Source organism: Pseudomonas sp. BE134, assembly GCF_031456105.1.
Classification (GTDB): domain Bacteria; phylum Pseudomonadota; class Gammaproteobacteria; order Pseudomonadales; family Pseudomonadaceae; genus Aquipseudomonas.
In genome coordinates this window covers 66,097-81,661 of record NZ_JAVDUA010000003.1, presented here as the reverse complement: position 1 = coordinate 81,661, position 15,565 = coordinate 66,097, and the positions used below count along the sequence as shown (strand labels likewise).

General features: G+C 57.8%; 15 protein-coding genes. 9 read left to right on the top strand and 6 right to left on the bottom strand.

Annotated elements, in window-relative coordinates; translation table 11 throughout:
- Nucleotides 1–180: 180 nt before the first annotated feature.
- Nucleotides 181–1,014 carry a 3'(2'),5'-bisphosphate nucleotidase CysQ gene (gene cysQ / locus J2Y56_RS03915; RefSeq protein WP_310348720.1) on the bottom strand — a complete coding sequence of 278 codons (834 nt, stop codon included), beginning with the start codon at nt 1,012–1,014 and terminating at the stop codon, nt 181–183.
- Nucleotides 1,011–1,577, bottom strand: a complete 567-nt coding sequence (gene nudE / locus J2Y56_RS03910; protein ID WP_007949175.1) for an ADP compounds hydrolase NudE — start codon at nt 1,575–1,577, stop codon at nt 1,011–1,013. Before nudE ends, cysQ begins: the two co-directional genes overlap by 4 nt.
- 90 nt (nt 1,578–1,667) lie before the next feature.
- On the opposite strand from nudE, the gene yrfG reads away from it, so the two are divergent.
- Nucleotides 1,668–2,330 (top strand): GMP/IMP nucleotidase, encoded by a 663-nt coding sequence (yrfG, locus tag J2Y56_RS03905; protein ID WP_007949176.1) that lies wholly within the window; start codon nt 1,668–1,670, stop codon nt 2,328–2,330.
- 100 nt (nt 2,331–2,430) lie between these two features.
- Here yrfG and lysM read toward each other — a convergent pair whose 3' ends face one another.
- Complete coding sequence (gene lysM, locus J2Y56_RS03900) at nt 2,431–2,871, bottom strand: peptidoglycan-binding protein LysM (protein ID WP_007949177.1); 441 nt, start codon at nt 2,869–2,871, stop codon at nt 2,431–2,433.
- 137 nt (nt 2,872–3,008) lie between these two features.
- Between lysM and J2Y56_RS03895 the strand changes: the two genes are divergently transcribed.
- From J2Y56_RS03895 to J2Y56_RS03880, 4 genes are all read left to right on the top strand, one after another.
- Nucleotides 3,009–3,896: a LysR family transcriptional regulator gene (locus tag J2Y56_RS03895; protein ID WP_007949178.1), complete on the top strand. Its 888-nt coding sequence runs from the start codon at nt 3,009–3,011 to the stop codon at nt 3,894–3,896.
- A 95-nt stretch (nt 3,897–3,991) separates the two neighbouring features.
- A complete protein-coding gene (fdhD, locus tag J2Y56_RS03890) occupies nt 3,992–4,831 on the top strand; it encodes a formate dehydrogenase accessory sulfurtransferase FdhD (RefSeq protein ID WP_310348717.1) in 840 nt (279 codons plus the stop codon).
- The gene (locus J2Y56_RS03885) at nt 4,828–7,176 is read left to right on the top strand and encodes an FdhF/YdeP family oxidoreductase (RefSeq protein WP_310348715.1); all 2,349 of its coding nucleotides are present in this window, start codon (nt 4,828–4,830) and stop codon (nt 7,174–7,176) included. Before fdhD ends, J2Y56_RS03885 begins: the two co-directional genes overlap by 4 nt.
- A gap of 254 nt (nt 7,177–7,430) precedes the next feature.
- On the top strand, nt 7,431–7,925 hold the full coding sequence (locus tag J2Y56_RS03880) for a glycine zipper domain-containing protein (protein ID WP_007949182.1): 495 nt from the start codon (nt 7,431–7,433) through the stop codon (nt 7,923–7,925).
- Between the two features lie 71 nt (nt 7,926–7,996).
- Here the strand turns inward: J2Y56_RS03880 and J2Y56_RS03875 are convergent, their stop codons facing one another.
- Both J2Y56_RS03875 and J2Y56_RS03870 read right to left on the bottom strand, forming a co-directional pair.
- On the bottom strand, nt 7,997–8,416 hold the full coding sequence (locus J2Y56_RS03875; protein ID WP_007949183.1) for a thioesterase family protein: 420 nt from the start codon (nt 8,414–8,416) through the stop codon (nt 7,997–7,999).
- 30 nt (nt 8,417–8,446) lie between these two features.
- Nucleotides 8,447–9,673 (bottom strand): 3-hydroxyacyl-CoA dehydrogenase NAD-binding domain-containing protein, encoded by a 1,227-nt coding sequence (locus tag J2Y56_RS03870; protein ID WP_310348712.1) that lies wholly within the window; start codon nt 9,671–9,673, stop codon nt 8,447–8,449.
- 300 nt (nt 9,674–9,973) lie between these two features.
- Between J2Y56_RS03870 and J2Y56_RS03865 the strand changes: the two genes are divergently transcribed.
- Nucleotides 9,974–11,476 (top strand): Fic family protein, encoded by a 1,503-nt coding sequence (locus tag J2Y56_RS03865; RefSeq protein WP_310348710.1) that lies wholly within the window; start codon nt 9,974–9,976, stop codon nt 11,474–11,476.
- Between the two features lie 32 nt (nt 11,477–11,508).
- Here J2Y56_RS03865 and J2Y56_RS03860 read toward each other — a convergent pair whose 3' ends face one another.
- Complete coding sequence (locus J2Y56_RS03860) at nt 11,509–13,437, bottom strand: ATP-dependent DNA helicase RecQ (RefSeq protein ID WP_310348708.1); 1,929 nt, start codon at nt 13,435–13,437, stop codon at nt 11,509–11,511.
- Nucleotides 13,438–14,265: 828 nt separating this feature from the next.
- Here J2Y56_RS03860 and J2Y56_RS03850 point away from each other — a divergent pair.
- The 3 genes from J2Y56_RS03850 (at nt 14,266) to J2Y56_RS03840 (ending at nt 15,564) form a co-directional block, all read left to right on the top strand.
- Complete coding sequence (locus J2Y56_RS03850) at nt 14,266–14,541, top strand: hypothetical protein (RefSeq protein ID WP_310348707.1); 276 nt, start codon at nt 14,266–14,268, stop codon at nt 14,539–14,541.
- A gap of 282 nt (nt 14,542–14,823) precedes the next feature.
- The gene (locus J2Y56_RS03845; protein WP_007949190.1) at nt 14,824–15,120 is read left to right on the top strand and encodes a hypothetical protein; all 297 of its coding nucleotides are present in this window, start codon (nt 14,824–14,826) and stop codon (nt 15,118–15,120) included.
- 129 nt (nt 15,121–15,249) lie between these two features.
- Nucleotides 15,250–15,564, top strand: coding sequence for a type II toxin-antitoxin system RelE/ParE family toxin (locus J2Y56_RS03840; RefSeq protein WP_007949191.1), 315 nt, complete (start codon nt 15,250–15,252; stop codon nt 15,562–15,564).
- The last annotated feature ends 1 nt before the right edge of the window (nt 15,565 follow it).

Below are 15,565 nucleotides of genomic sequence, written 5' to 3'. Positions count from 1 at the left end.
GCGTGGGAATACAGCCCGTGACGCTCCGCGTCACTGGACGCGGAGCGTCCCTAGAGGCGTTACCACGCAGAGCGTGGGAACGATCTTATTCGCAGCCTCGTTTCACTCGACAGCTCCTACAGAAAATCGCATCCCTCCTGTAGGAGCTGTCGAGTGAAACGAGGCTGCGATCCTTGATCTTTACGCCCGTGCCAACGCCAACAATTTTTCGCGCCACGCAGCCTTCGCCGGCAGCGCCAAAAAGAACTCATTCAACAGCGATTCCCGTGCAGGATAGCAAAACGGCGCACCGCTCAAGTCCAGCACCTCGCCGCCCGCTCCTTCCAGCACGCCTTGCGCCGCTGCCGTGTCCCACTGCGAAGTCGGTGCCAGGCGCGGATAACAATCCGCCGCCCCTTCCGCCAACAGGCAGAACTTCAGCGAACTGCCGATATTGGCCAGTTGCAACTCACCCAGACTGTCGCTCAACCCAGCCAGCAAGCGCTCTTGTTCCGGGCTCGAATGTCGACGACTGGCGACCACGGTAAACGCCTCTCCCACTGCAGGCACTTCGCGAACCTGGATCGGCAATGGCTGGCTGCCCTTGTCGCCGCGCCAGGCGCCCAAACCCGCACCACCGACATAGAAACGCCCGTTGGTCGGCATCGACACCACACCAAACACCACTCGCCCCTGCTCGATCAGCGCGATGTTGACGGTGAACTCTTCGCTGCCGGTAATGAATTCCTTGGTCCCGTCCAACGGGTCCACCAGCCACCACCGCTGCCATCCGGCACGCACGCTTTGTGGGATGTTGGCGTCTTCTTCAGACAGCACCGGGATGCTTGGGTCCAGCGCGGTCAGGCCGGCCAGAATCAAATGGTGAGCCGCCAGGTCTGCGGCGGTGACCGGAGAATCATCAGACTTGGACGTCACGGCAGTATCGATGCGCCAGAACGGCAGAATCGCTTCGCCAGCCGTCAATGCCAGTTCGATCACCGGCGCCATCAACGGATGGGGAAAATTCAACTTCATGGCAAAAACACCCCACGCTGGGTCAGTAGGTCACGGGCCAGATACAGTGCCGCCAAGGCACGGCCCTCGGTGAAGCGCGGGTTCTGCGCCAGGGCGGATAACTCACGCAGATTGATCTTGTCTACGCCCATCGGCTCGGGCTCGTCGCCTTCAAGGCTTTCTTCATACAGATCGGTGGCCAGCACCACCTGGATCTTCTGGCTCATGTAACCGGGCGACAACGACAACTCGGTCAGATGCTCCAGCTGTCGTGCGCCATACCCGGCTTCTTCCTTGAGCTCACGCACAGCAGCCGCCAGCACGTCTTCACCCGGCTCGATCAGGCCTTTGGGCAAAGACAGCTCATATTCATCCGTGCCGCCGCAGTATTCCTCGACCAACACCGCATGATCCGAATCGAGCATGGCCACGATCATCACCGCGCCATACCCCGCGCCTTTGCCGACCAGACGCTCGTACGTGCGCTCCACGCCATTGGAAAAGCGCAGTTTCAGCTCTTCGACACAAAACAAACGGCTGGTGGCGACGATCTCGCGGGCAAGTACGGTGGGTTTCTGGCGCATGAAAAGCTCCTTGGCGTGAACGCGCTACTATACCCGGCCTATCCTGTTTGTTGACTCTGGATATCTCTTTTACCGCTGGAGAAGTTTTTTATGTCCCTGCTGCCCTGGCGCGACATCGACACCGTTCTGCTGGACATGGACGGCACGCTGCTGGACCTGCATTACGACAATCATTTCTGGATGGAGCACTTGCCTCAGCGTTACGCCGAGCTGCATGGGGTGAGCCGGACCATGGCCGAGCTGGAATTGCAGCCGCTGTTCGAACGTAATGCCGGCCAGTTGCAGTGGTACTGCCTGGATTTCTGGAGCGCCGAATTGAAACTGCCGGTGCGCGAACTGAAACTGGAAACCGCGCACCTGATCGCCTTGCGCCCGGATGCTGATACCTTTCTGGCGGCAGTCAGACAGGCGGGCAAGCGTGTGGTGATGATTACCAATGCGCACCGGGATTCGCTGTCATTGAAGCTGGAAAGGATTGAACTGGCGCCCTACTTCGAGCGTTTGATCAGCTCGCATGATTACGGTTTCCCCAAAGAGAATGCGCAGTTCTGGGAGGCGTTGCAGGCGGACATCGGCTTTGATCCGGCGCGTAGCCTGTTTATCGATGACACGTTGCCGATCCTGCGCAGTGCCCGCCGTTTTGGCGTGGCGCATCTGTTGGCGGTGAGCGAGCCGGACAGTCGCAAAGGGCCCAAGGACACGGCGGAGTTTGCGGCGGTGGGGGATTATCGGGATTTGATTGCAGGGCTTTAGACCGAGTCGTCTGCATCGCGGGCAAGCCACGCTCCCACAGGTTTTATGTCGTCTGTAGGAGCGTGACTTGCCCGCGAAGGCCATCACACGGTCTTGAGGGTTACTCGGGAATCCGCAACGACTGCCCTGGATAGATCTTGTTCACGTCCTTGAGCATCGGCTTGTTGGCATCGAAAATCTTTTGATACTTGTTGGCATCACCATACACGCGCAAGGAAATCGCGCTGAGGGTGTCACCCTTCACCACCGTGACAAACACCGCAGCCTTCGCCACCGGCCCGGTCACGGTGATCTGGTCATCAACATTGCCCACACCGGCAATATTGCCCACCGCCAGCAGAATTTTTTCCTTCTCTTCCTGACTGCCGACTTCCCCGGTCACGGTCACTGTGTCGCCATCCACCGTGGCCTGTACATTCGGGTTACCCAAGCCGACCTTGCTGATGTGTTCCTTCAACTGCTCGCTGGCATTGGCGTTGCCGGGGGTCAGCAGATCGAGCAGTTTTTCGCCGGCTTCCTTCACAAAGCTAAAAATACTCATGGTGCACTCTCCTTGGGTTTAGGTTTCCAGACGCAAAAGCGTAGACCAAGCGGGTAACCCCCGGCTCCAACCCGACCAATGACGTTGATCGGGTGCAAGCGCTAGAATCCACTCCTTCACCGCGCCCTGGAGCGAAGATGGACATCAAGCAACTGAAATTCCTCATCGCCCTCGACGAAACCCGGCACTTTGGCCAGGCCGCCGCCCGCTGCCACATCACCCAGCCGACCCTGTCCATGCGCTTGCGCAGCCTCGAAGAAGAACTCGAGTTGCCGCTGGTCAATCGTGGTCAACGCTTTGAAGGGTTTACCGCACCGGGTGAGCGTGTGCTGGCCTGGGCGCGCACCGTGCTGGCGGCTTATGACGGCTTGCAGGCTGAAGCCGCGGCCTGTCGCGGCAACCTGGTCGGTACGTTGCGCCTGGGTGTGGTGCCGCTGTCGAGTTTCGATCCGTTGCCGCTGATGCAACGCTTGCACGCTGAACACCCGAACTTGCGCTTCGAACTCTCGGCACTGAGTTCCGAGCAAATTCTCGAGCAGCTGTCGAACAATCGTCTGGACCTCGGCGTGTCTTATTTGGAGCGCCTGGACAACGAGCGCTTCGATTCGCTGGCGTTCAGTGAAACCCACATGGGCCTGCTCTACGATCAGCGCTTTTTCAGTTTCGGCGAAGCGCCTTTGAGCTGGGAGTCGCTGATCGCAATGCCGCTGGGAATGCTCACCAGTGGCATGCACTTTCGCCAGTCCATCGACCACAACTTCCACAGCCGCGGCCTGTCACCCCAACCACTGCTGCAAACCGACGCGGTGCACCAATTGTTACAAGCGGTTCATGGCGGCATGTGCTGCGCGGTGATGCCGCTGGACGGCGGTCTGGAAAACCTCACCGATCACTTGCGCCTGCACCCCATCGAAAACGCGCAAACCCTCGCACGGCTGGGGTTGATCATGCGTCGCAGCGCCCCACGCTCGGCCTTGGCGGAAGCCTGTTTTGCGATCTATCAGAAATCGTTGACAGCCTCTTGATCGACGTCATCTATCGGTAGATCAGTAATAGCGATTAGACGCGACCAATTGACGCGCCTAGGCTTAAACCTGACTAATCCCGTCGGTGATGCCTCATGAACACCAAGCGCCCCGGCTGCGCGGCGCCCGCACTCGAAACGCCCGCGCCAGACGCAAGCCAGACCTACAGTTTCTGTGACCTTCAATACACCGAATCGGCCAGCACCGCGCTGGCCGAAGAAGTGGCGTTGGCGATCGCCTTCAACGGCATCAGCCAGGCCGTCATGCTAGTGACGCCGACGGACCTTGAAGACTTCATCGTCGGCTTCAGTCTCGGCAGCGGCATTATCGAAGACGTGACTGACATCTATGACCTGCAATTGACCGGTGAAGGATCGGCACAGTACGCGCAAGTGACCATCGCCAATCGCGCCTTCTGGAACCTCAAGCTGCAGCGGCGGCAACTGGCCGGCACGAGCGGTTGCGGGCTCTGTGGCGTGGAAGCGGTTGAGCAGGCATTGCCCGACCTCAAGGTGTTGCCCGGCGCGCCGCTGCCGCCCGCCGAATGGCTCGATGGCCTGCGCGAACGCATCGGCGCATTCCAACCGCTGGGTCAACATTGCGGCGCGGTGCACGCAGCGGTATTCATGAACGGTCAGGGTGAATTGCTGCTGGGCCGTGAAGACATCGGCCGGCACAACGCCCTCGACAAGCTGATTGGCGGGCTGATCCGCCAGAAGATCCCGACGACTGGCGGCCTGGCGATTGTCACCAGCCGTTGCAGCCTCGAATTGATTCAGAAAGTCTTGCGTGCCGGCATCCAGACCCTGGTCAGCCTGTCGTCGCCCACGGGCCTTGCCGTGCAATGGGCCCGTCGCCACAACCTCAATCTCATCCATCTACCCCAGAAGAATGCGCCGCGGGTCTACAGCCCAGCGTTGGAGACTCAAGCGTGAGCCAACATCAACAAGCCGACCAGACACCCGTCCCCCGCTACAAGCCCTATAAAGGCGCGGCCGGTGGTTGGGGCGCACTGGCCAGCGTTGCCCGGGCCTGGTTGACCAGCGACAACGCGCTGAAAAACCTGCGCATGATGCTCAAGACCAACAAGAACGGCGGGTTCGACTGCCCTGGTTGCGCCTGGGGCGATTCCAAGGAAGCCGGCATGGTGGCGTTCTGCGAGAATGGTGCCAAAGCGGTGAACTGGGAAGCGACCAAACGCCGTGTCGATGGCGCGTTTTTCGCCAAACACAGCGTCAGTTCGTTGCTGGAACAAAGCGATTACTGGCTCGAGTACCAGGGTCGTTTGACCGAGCCAATGTGCTACGACATCGAAACCGATCGCTACAAGCCGATCAGCTGGGAAGCGGCGTTCGCCTTGATCGCCAGGCATCTGCGGGGCCTGTCGAACCCGAACCAGGCTGAGTTCTACACCTCGGGCCGCGCCAGCAACGAAGCGGCATACCTCTATCAACTGTTCGTGCGTACTTACGGCACCAACAACTTCCCCGACTGCTCGAACATGTGCCACGAGGCCAGTGGTGTGGCGTTGGCGCAAAGTGTCGGCGTCGGCAAAGGCACCGTGACGTTCGATGATTTTGAACACGCCGATGCGATTTTCGTCTGGGGCCAGAACCCCGGCACCAATCATCCCCGGATGCTCGAACCGTTGCGTGAAGCGGTGAAGCGCGGCGCCCAGGTTATCTGCATCAACCCGCTCAAAGAGCGGGGCCTGGAGCGCTTTCAGCACCCGCAGCACGCGATAGAAATGCTCACCAACGGTGACAAGCCCACCAACACCGCGTTCTTCCGTCCAGCCCTCGGTGGCGACATGGCGATTGTGCGCGGTATGGCGAAATTCCTGCTGCAATGGGAGCGCGACGCACAGAAGGCCGGTGAGGCTGCCGTGTTCGACCACGACTTCCTCAACGAACACAGCGCCAACGTGCTGGAATACCTGGCCGCCGTCGACGATACGCCGTGGGAGCAAATCGTCGCACAGTCTGGCCTGCCCCTGGTGGAGGTCGAGCAAGCAGCGCGCATGTATGCCAAGAGCAGGAGCGTGATCATGTGCTGGGCCATGGGCATCACCCAGCATCGCCACTCGGTTGCGACCATCCAGGAAATCGCCAACCTGATGCTGCTGCGCGGCAACATCGGCCGGCCGGGCGCCGGTCTGTGTCCGGTGCGTGGCCACAGTAACGTGCAGGGCGACCGGACCATGGGCATCAACGAGCGTCCACCGGTAGCGTTCCTCGATTCGCTGGAGCGTCGCTTCCAGTTCAAGGTACCGCGTGACAATGGCCACAACGTGATCGAGGCGATCCATGCCATGGCCGAAGGTCGCGCCAAAGTCTTTATCGGTCTGGGCGGCAACTTCGCCCAAGCCACTCCAGACAGTTCGCGCACCTTCCAGGCGTTGAGCAATTGCGACCTGACGGTGCAGATCAGCACCAAGCTCAACCGCAGCCATTTGGCACATGGTAAAGATGCATTGATCCTGCCGTGCCTGGGCCGCACTGACATCGATATACAAACCGAAGGCCCGCAAGCGGTGACCGTGGAAGACTCGTTCAGCATGGTCCATGCCTCCAACGGCCAATTGCAGCCATTGTCGAACCGGATGCGCTCGGAGCCGTCGATCATTGCCGGTATCGCCGCCGCGACCCTGGGCAGTAAACCGGTGGACTGGAACTGGCTGGTGGCCGATTACGGCCGTATCCGCGATCTGATCGCCGACACAATTCCAGGCTTTCGGGACTTCAACGAAAAGATCAAAAATCCGGGCGGTTTTTATCTCGGCAACAGTGCCGGTGCGCGTAAATGGAACACACCGTCAGGCCGGGCCAATTTCCGTCCCAATGCCCTGCCTCAAGACTTGGTTCACGAGCGCACCCGCGCTACTGGCGTACTGCCGGATTTGATCATGCAATCGATGCGTTCCCACGATCAGTACAACACCACGATTTATGGTCTCGACGACCGTTACCGAGGAGTAAAAGGCCAGCGCGACGTGTTGTTTGTGAACGAAGCCGACATCATTCGCCTGGGTTTCAAACCGGGACAGAAAGCCGACATTGTTTCGATCTGGGATGACGGGCGTGAGCGTCGGGTGAAAGGCTTCACACTGCTGGCGTTTGATATTCCCGCGGGGCAAGCGGCGGCTTACTACCCGGAAGTGAATCCGCTGGTGCCGCTGGAAAGCATCGGGGATGGCAGCCATACACCAACGTCGAAATTCGTGTCGATACGCTTGGAAATGGCGAGTGAGACCGGGCTGATTTTGGCAAGGTCGGCTTAACGCGGCGTGTTCGTTCCCACTCTGAGCGTGGGAATGATCATATTCCGGACACTTTCCAATCGCCCACAAAAAAGGCCGTTCCTGTATAGAAACGGCCTTTGCGAAGTAACTAAGACCGGCGAAAAACAGTTAAGTTCCGTCTAAAAAACAGTAACTTATAGAATTGTGCACAAGTCGTGTTACTCGTCGGATTTCGATTGTCACGCCTCTGACACGGCCTCAGGATCGCGTCGTCATCCCCTTGAGGTTCCTACATGAAGTTCTCCTCGATTCTCTTGTTGTCCCTTGGCTTGTTCAGTGGCATTGCTTCTGCTGGCGGCAACACCGAAGCCGGTGTGGGCGGCGCATTGGGCGGGGTTCTTGGCTCGGTCGTCGGTCAGTCGTTAGGCGGCAGTACAGGTTCCACAATCGGCGCGGCCCTGGGCGGCGCGGGTGGTAGCGCAGTCGGCGCAGACAAACACAGCCGTGGCGAAGCCGCCATCGGTGGTGCGCTGGGCGCGGCAGGCGGTAACGTGGTCGGTCGCAACATGGGCGGCACCACAGGCAGCCTGATCGGCGCGGCAGCAGGCGGTGGCGCCGGTGGCGCGCTGGGTAACTACATGGGCAATAAATACGATGATGATGACGGTGACAATGATCGTCGCTCCTATCGTGGCCATGGTGATCGTCGTTACTACCGTGACGGCCATCCAGGTCGTGGCCATGCCTATGGCCATCGCAAGCACAAACACAAATACTATCGCCACTGAGGCTTCCATCGCCTCGTTAATCGGTAGTTAAAAAAATCGCAGCCCTGGGGCTGCGATTTTTTTTGCCCCGTCTAAACCACCAGGCGTTCCAGCGCTCCACGTAATCCGGCCGGAATCGATACCGGCTGATTTGAAGCACGATCTACAAAGACATGCACGAAGCGCCCGGCCGCACAAGCTTCGTTTTCCCCTTGCTTGAACACAGCCAATTCGTATTGCACCGAGCTGTTGCCCAGCTTGCCAACCCGCAAGCCGATCTCGATCCGGTCCGGAAAGGCGATGGAGGCAAAGTAATCGCACGCCGAACTCACGACAAAACCCACGACCTCGCCGTCATGGATATCCAGGCCACCGACTTCGATCAGGTAAGTGTTCACCGCCGTGTCGAAGAAGCTGTAGTAGGTGACATTGTTGACGTGACCGTAGGCGTCGTTGTCGTGCCAGCGGGTGGTGATGGGCTGGAAGTGTGGGTAGTCGGTGCGTTGATTCATGCGCAGCTCTCGTCTTGAAGTGGCTGAAGTTTATCGATCCGCAAACCCTTTACCCACCTCTGCCAATTCCCCGATCAAGCGTGCCGGACGCCAGTGATCACCCTGTCGGGTTTCCAGTGCCATCAAGCGCTGATGAATGTCCGCCAAGCCTTGTTGATCCGCCCACGCCATAGGCCCACCCTTCGCCGCCGGGAACCCATAACCATTGAGGTACACCAGATCGATGTCGTGCGCAGACGCCGCAATGCCTTCCTGAAGGATCTTCGCGCCTTCGTTGACCAGTGCCAGCAGGCAACGCTCAAGAATCTCCTCAGCGCTTATCTCGCGACGCTGGAAGCCCAGTCCTTCGCTGACCTGCAACACCAGCGCATCCACTTCCACATCGTGCTCGGCCTGACGACTGCCCGGCTCGTAGTGGTAATAACCATTGCCACTCTTCTGACCGAAACGCCCGAGTTCACACAATCGGTTGTCCACCTGGACTTCCGGCGCATCCTGCCCCGTGCCCGCCAGTTCCCGAGCCCGCCAGCCCAGGTCGACGCCCACCACGTCGTACATGCGGAACGGCCCCATGGCGAAACCGAAACCTTGCAGCGCCGCATCCACTTGATAAGGATAAGCACCCTCCAGCAGCATTTTGCGCGCTTCGAGCACGTAGGTATTGAGCATGCGGTTGCCGATGAAACCGTCGCAATTGCCCGCCACCACACTGACCTTGCCCATGCGCTTGCCCAGAGCCAGCGCTGCGTCCAGGACTGCCGGTGCAGTCTGGGCGCCACGGACGACTTCCAGCAGTTTCATGATGTGTGCAGGGCTGAAAAAATGCAGGCCCAGCACTTGCTGCGGACGGCGAGTTGCCGCAGCGATAGCATCGATATCCAGCGCCGACGTGTTGCTAGCCAGAATCGCTTCGGGTTTGAGCAGCCCATCCAGTTCGCGAAATATTTTCTGTTTCAGCTCGAGGTTTTCGTAGACCGCTTCGATGACCAGATCGACTTCACGGATTGATGCGTAGTCCGCCGCTGCGGTCACTCGCGCAATGCGCGCGTCAGCTTCGGCCTGATCAATGCGCCCTTGGCGCACATTGTGAGCGTTGGTTTCGGCTACCGTGGCCAACGCCTGTTCAAGCATCTGCGGATTGTTATCCACCCACTGCACCGGCACCCCGGCGTTCGCCAGACACATGACAATGCCACGGCCCATGGTGCCTGCACCGATGACGGCGGCGCGCTGAATGTTGAATGGCGTCTGGCTCATGATTTGCTCTCTTGTTGGCGATCCAAAGACAGCCACCACCATAGTCAGGCGTCGTGCGTTTTTGAAATTTATTCCTGTGATGAGCGACATTCAGCGGATGGATGAGATACCCATTGCAGCCCCATTCTCACAGCAGAAGTCCGAGTCCTTTGGGATACAGAACTCTGGAAGTACTCAATAGGAGTGAAATGAGCGCTAGCCAACAGCTTGAATCAGGTTAAAATTTTCTTGCCAGCTTCGCCGATTTTAAAAAAAAACTTGGCGTGGTAAAAAAAATCTATCCGGACGGGGGAACTGCCGATGGGAAACCGAGTGGGCTACACCCATTTGATTGATGCGCTGGATCTGAAAGCTATCGAGGTGAAGCGGCCAGCGATCATCCAGCCGGTTACCCGCCTGGAGAAAATCGGCGGTGCATTGTCAGTACCGCAGAGCGTTGCGCCAGCGGAAGATGACTATCTGGCTCACATCATATTTGCCCTAAAACATGAGGGCGTCAATCTCGCCATTCTGGCTCAGGCACTCCCTCATATTGATGGCCAAATACTGGTCGAAGCCATTACCAAGGCTCCCAGTAGCGCCTACCTACGTAAAATCTGTTTCCTCTGGGAGTTTTTCACCGGTCAGCACCTGGACTATCCCGATAATCCTCGCGGTACCGCTACTTTTCTATTTGCCCCGGACAACTACGTCACCGGGCCATCGGTACGAAACTCGCGTTGGCGAGTCGACTTCAATGGACTTGGCACACTTCGATATTGCGCGACAGTCGAACGCACAACAGAGATTCAGACCTTGCTCGACTATGACATTCTGGGTCGATCAAGAGCCTTTATTGGCGCCCTTCCAAAAGAGATGATGGATCGGGCGATCAATTGGGCGTACCTGAGCGAAACCGAAAACTCGTTTGCCATCGAGAAGGAAGCTCCCAGCGAGCAGAAAGCACAGCGATTCGTACAACTGCTCCGCCAGGCACATGAGCGTCAGCCGCTTACCGAAGATTATCTTGTCGCGTTACAAAATAGTGCGATCTCTAATCCCTTTGATCGTGCAGCCGCATTCCGTCACGAACAGAATCACCTGAGCAATTCGTTTCGCGGCGCAGCTGGCGTGACCTACGTGCCGCCGGCCCCAGGGCTCTGTCGTGAATTGATGGAAGAGTTGATGACGTTCGCCAACAGAGCGCCAGAGCAACTCGATCCTCTTGTGGCCGCAGGCATCGCCTCTTTTGGCTTCGTCTTTCTGCACCCGTTCATGGACGGCAATGGCCGTCTTTCACGCTTCCTCATCCACTTGGCTCTGTGCCGAAGCGGCGCTCTCGAAAACGGTCTCTTGCTACCTGTTTCGGTCGCTATGAAGCGCGAAGAACAACATTATCTGGAAGCGCTGCAATCTTTCTCAAAGCCCGTTCGTGAATTCTGGGATGTTCGCTGGATTGATGCGGAAACAATGAGCTTCAACTTCATTGGTGACGCCAGCATCTATCGCTACTGGGATGCCACCGATTGCGTAGCCTTCACAATGGAAATGGCTAAACGGGCCCTCGAGGTAGAGCTGAGAGAGGAAACCGACTTTCTTCAGCGGTTCGATACACTCGTGAAGGTTGTGAACGAAAACTACGACGTTCGAGGCAATCTTTTGTCCAGGTTAGTCATGCAGTGCCTGGATCAAAACGGCATTGTTTCCAAAGGCCGCCGCAAGCAATACCAAGGATCGATTCAGGAGGAGGTCTTCGACTTTCTCGAGCAACAAGCTCAGTCGCTATTGGCCGATGTCTACGGCGAACTTAATAACGATGCTTGAACGACCGCTGAGGAAGCGGTCGTACATCAACTTCACAGATGTGCCTCGGCCCAACCGCGTACCTCGCCGTACGGATAATCCTCCATCGCCGCAAACCCGGAAATAGTCCGCGCCTTCATCTTGGTAAACAACGGCACACTAATCCCGCACAGGAAACGCGTCACACGCTCAGCCGAAGGAACGCTGCCGGTGTGCTGTTCATGCCTGTGGATAAAGTCGCCGCACAGCGCTTCAAAGTTTTTATCCACAAGCGCTGGCAAATCCGGTGGTGCCGGCAGTCGCGCAACCTGCCCGTGGCATACCGAACAATGCCCGCATTGCCGAGGTGCGTTTTCGTCACCGAAGTATTCGGCCAGGCGAAAGCCCAGGCAGTGGTCGGTGGCGAACAAATCCAGCATCGCGTGAATCCGCGCAATTTCCGTACGTTCGTGTTGGGTGAAATAAGCGTGCAGCTCGGCACTCAACGCCTGACTGTCAAAGCCCGTTTGCAGCAGGCTGTAGACCTCGGTCATCTGCTTGCTTTCAAGCTCGACCCAACCCTTTTCCTGGAAATAATCCAGAGCCTTGACCACCCGATTTCGCTCCGCCTGATGCTGCTCATACAGTGCATCGAAATTCACCGTGGCCCAGGTTCGCGCACGACTGGAGGTCTGGATGATCGCGGCCACGAAGTCCTTGCGCTCACCCTCGAAGCGCGCGAGCAAGGCGTCCGGCTCCTGCAAATACTTGAACCGGTATTCGGCGTAGTAGGCGTAACGCGGGGCGATTAAACCGCGCAGCTCCAGCTGCACCAGCAAGGTCTTGAGCGGCAATTGGCGAATGTTGCTTTGATCGGCCAACGGCCCCAATAGAAACTCCCATTGCCCCTCAGGCGCGGCGGCGAGCATTTCATCAAGCACGCAGCGGATACCGTCCAGTTCAGGAGTGTCGCCGTAAACGAAATTTTCCAGCACGTTGAGGCCGTCGCGGTTAGCCAATACCAGGCAGTCGGATGGCTTCCCGTCACGTCCGGCACGGCCGATTTCCTGGCTGTAGTTTTCGATGGATTTGGGCAGGTCGAAATGCACCACATTGCGGATGTCGCTCTTGTCGATACCCATGCCAAACGCGATGGTGGCGACGATGCAATTGGACTGTCCGCCCATGAATCGTTTCTGGATGGCTTCGCGTTGATCGTGGGGCAAACCGGCGTGATACGCCTCGGCTTGAATGCCGTTGTGCCCCAGGTGTTCAGCGATGTGCTCAGCGGTTTTTTGCAGGGTAACGTAGACGATGCTCGGCTGACCGGAGCGTTCGCTCATCCACTCGACCAGACGTAGGCGTTTGTCCTGACCGCGTACCGGCTCGACCAACAGGTTGAGATTTGGCCGGTAGAAACCGGTGGTCACTACATCTTCCGGGGCGATGGCGAACTTGGCTTCCATGTCCGCGATGACCTTGGGCGTCGCGGTGGCGGTCAGCAGCAGCGCCTGCGGAATATTGAACTGGCGCTGGTAGTCAGGCAGCTTGAGGTAATCGGGGCGGAAGTTGTGGCCCCACTCCGAGATGCAGTGCGCCTCGTCCACCACCAGTAGCGAGATGGGGACTTGCTGCAGGAAATTACGGAAACGCTCGTTTTTCAGACGCTCCACCGAGATCATCAAAATCTTCAACTCACCGGACTTGGCCCGAGCCATCACATCACTGGCGTCGTCGCGGCTCTGCGCCGAATCGATACTGCCCGCCGCGATGCCGTGGCGTTGCAGGAACGCCAGTTGATCCTGCATCAGCGCGAGCAACGGCGAGACCACCAGCGTCAGGTGCGGCAGCAACAAGGCCGGTAATTGATAGCAAAGGGACTTACCGGAACCGGTGGGGAAAATCGCCGCCGCCGAGCGCCCGGCCAGCACTGCACTGACCGCTGCCTCCTGACCCGGTCGAAACTGTGGGTAACCGAAAACCTGTTCCAAGGTGTTGTGCATAAGCTGTCACTCCGTTGACCGCTGCGAAGCCCAAAGCCTAGCTGGCAAACGCCGCGAGTCGAGAAAAGGTCGGGGACCAAAACGATACGGGATGATACCGCGTCGCTCTATGGGGCTTTGCCACAGGATGAAACAAACGAAACACTTTGTTCCTCGCAGGACCGCTCAATCTGACGGTAAGGTCTTTCTCGCAAACAACCGTCTGCGCATTTCACATCACGGCAGGACGCCTGATGGGCGCGGCATTTGAACAAGGAATGACCATGCTTCAAAAATCAATTTTGGCCGTTGCGCTTATCCTGACTTCCCTGCTGCTGAGTGCCTGCGATGGACCACCCGCGGAGCCACCGTTGCTCGCGACGTGTGACTCCCTGGAGTGTTCCGCCCAACAGGCCTGGCGAACGTCCTGACAACTGCGGGTCAAGTGGCTACGGCATCAACACGGCCCCCCGCAGTTGCTCGTTCAACCACCGCTCCTGAAACACCCGGCTCTTGCTCGTCCATGCAGCATGAGCCGGGCTGACTTCACTGGTGAAAATCCTGCACAACCAAGCGTTGTTCCAGACTCGGTTCATCCAGCGCTTCGCCGTTTTCGAAACGCCCTACAAATTCTGGCGCGCACGTTACTGAGGTTTGAAGCGTTGCGCCTGACAAACTCGTAGGAAATTCGCCCCCCAAGGGTATTGCTGGAAAAAACTCGGGGTACATGTAGGCAAAAGGCGAAATTGACGGTAAACCCCCTACAAAACCCGTCCATTTGCGCGGTATTGCGACGCCTGGATGCGCGCCCCTATAGTTTGCCGCGCCGCTGAAAACAGGACGGACCCCATGCAAGACCGCTATCGCCCACTCAAAACCAGTTACAGCGAAACACCCGTGCTGGTCATCGACACTGACGCAGATCCTCACGAAATACTCGATGCCGCGCAACAACGCATCCGCGCCGCCAGTGACCTGCTCGAAACCCTCTATTGCCTGTGTTTCAAACAGGCTGATAGAGGCGACATCCCCAACATCGTCAATGCGTTGTACCTACTGACCCAGGACGGCAACGAACTGCTCGAAATAGCCCGGCAACGACTGCCGAAAATTACCGCTGGCTAATGCCCGGATGAAAATCCCTGTGGGGATCAGGCTTGCCCGCGATGAACGATAACGCGGTAGGCCTGAATGCCACCAAACGATAGATATTTCGGCTGGGAATAAGTCTGTAGGCAACGCCCTATCAAAGCTTCATCCCGGTCCTACAGCTTCAGATCCCTTGTCGTCTATCGCTGCTCGGCGGCTCACACCTATAGTCGTGATCGTCGCTGACACATTCAGCGACTCGGGCTTGGTCACCCGACAAAGAGAGCTCACATTTCCAACTAATACAGGTGTTCCTCAGTGACAACGTTAAATCCTCTTTTTGATCGCTACCGCCCACTGCAAACCAACCTCACCGATTCCCCGCCCCTGATCATCGACACAGAGGCCAACCCCCAGGCCATCCTCGAAGCTGCCATGCAGCGCATCCGAGCCTCCAGCGATCTCCTTAAAACCCTGCACTGCATCTGCTTCAAACACGGCGATGTCGAAGACATCCCCCACATCACCCACGCACTTTACCTGCTGACTCAGGACGGCTTCGACCTGATGCAAGTCGCCCAACAACGCATGATGGGCTGGAAAGCGCCTGCCTGACGCTGCGTGAACAGATCGTTCTCCCGCTCAACGTGAGAACGATCAACCACTAGTCGTGGCTGATCACATGAAAGGCATTTCAAGTCAGATCAGCGTTGCCCTAAAGTAAGCCAGTGGCGTACATTACCGATGATTTTCGTTGAAACCCCGATCTTCACCCGTCGAGCCAAAGAGCTGATGGATGACGATGCCTATAGCGCCTTACAGAAGGTATTAGTGGTGAACCCTTCGGTTGGCGACATCATCGAAGGAACAGGCGGAATTCGCAAAATGCGGGTCGCGGCCAAGGGCCATGGCAAACGAGGCGGAGCCCGAGTGATTTACTACCATTTCGTCTCAGCGTCGCAGATCGCGCTGTTGATGATCTACCCTAAAAATGAACAACACGACCTGACCGCCGATGAACGCAAAGCATTGAAAGCAGTAATCGAACACTGGAGATAAC

Bases quoted from the DNA above. Each gene is read 5' to 3' on its own strand.
- J2Y56_RS03865 (WP_310348710.1), top strand. From the start codon at position 9,974: ATGGGAAACCGAGTGGGCTACACCCATTTGATTGATGCGCTGGATCTG.
- J2Y56_RS03840 (WP_007949191.1), top strand. From the start codon at position 15,250: ATGATTTTCGTTGAAACCCCGATCTTCACCCGTCGAGCCAAAGAGCTG.
- J2Y56_RS03895 (WP_007949178.1), top strand. From the start codon at position 3,009: ATGGACATCAAGCAACTGAAATTCCTCATCGCCCTCGACGAAACCCGG.
- J2Y56_RS03880 (WP_007949182.1), top strand. From the start codon at position 7,431: ATGAAGTTCTCCTCGATTCTCTTGTTGTCCCTTGGCTTGTTCAGTGGC.
- nudE (WP_007949175.1), bottom strand. From the start codon at position 1,577: ATGCGCCAGAAACCCACCGTACTTGCCCGCGAGATCGTCGCCACCAGC.
- J2Y56_RS03870 (WP_310348712.1), bottom strand. From the start codon at position 9,673: ATGAGCCAGACGCCATTCAACATTCAGCGCGCCGCCGTCATCGGTGCA.
- fdhD (WP_310348717.1), top strand. From the start codon at position 3,992: ATGAACACCAAGCGCCCCGGCTGCGCGGCGCCCGCACTCGAAACGCCC.
- J2Y56_RS03860 (WP_310348708.1), bottom strand. From the start codon at position 13,437: ATGCACAACACCTTGGAACAGGTTTTCGGTTACCCACAGTTTCGACCG.
- J2Y56_RS03875 (WP_007949183.1), bottom strand. From the start codon at position 8,416: ATGAATCAACGCACCGACTACCCACACTTCCAGCCCATCACCACCCGC.
- yrfG (WP_007949176.1), top strand. From the start codon at position 1,668: ATGTCCCTGCTGCCCTGGCGCGACATCGACACCGTTCTGCTGGACATG.
- cysQ (WP_310348720.1), bottom strand. From the start codon at position 1,014: ATGAAGTTGAATTTTCCCCATCCGTTGATGGCGCCGGTGATCGAACTG.
- J2Y56_RS03850 (WP_310348707.1), top strand. From the start codon at position 14,266: ATGCAAGACCGCTATCGCCCACTCAAAACCAGTTACAGCGAAACACCC.
- lysM (WP_007949177.1), bottom strand. From the start codon at position 2,871: ATGAGTATTTTTAGCTTTGTGAAGGAAGCCGGCGAAAAACTGCTCGAT.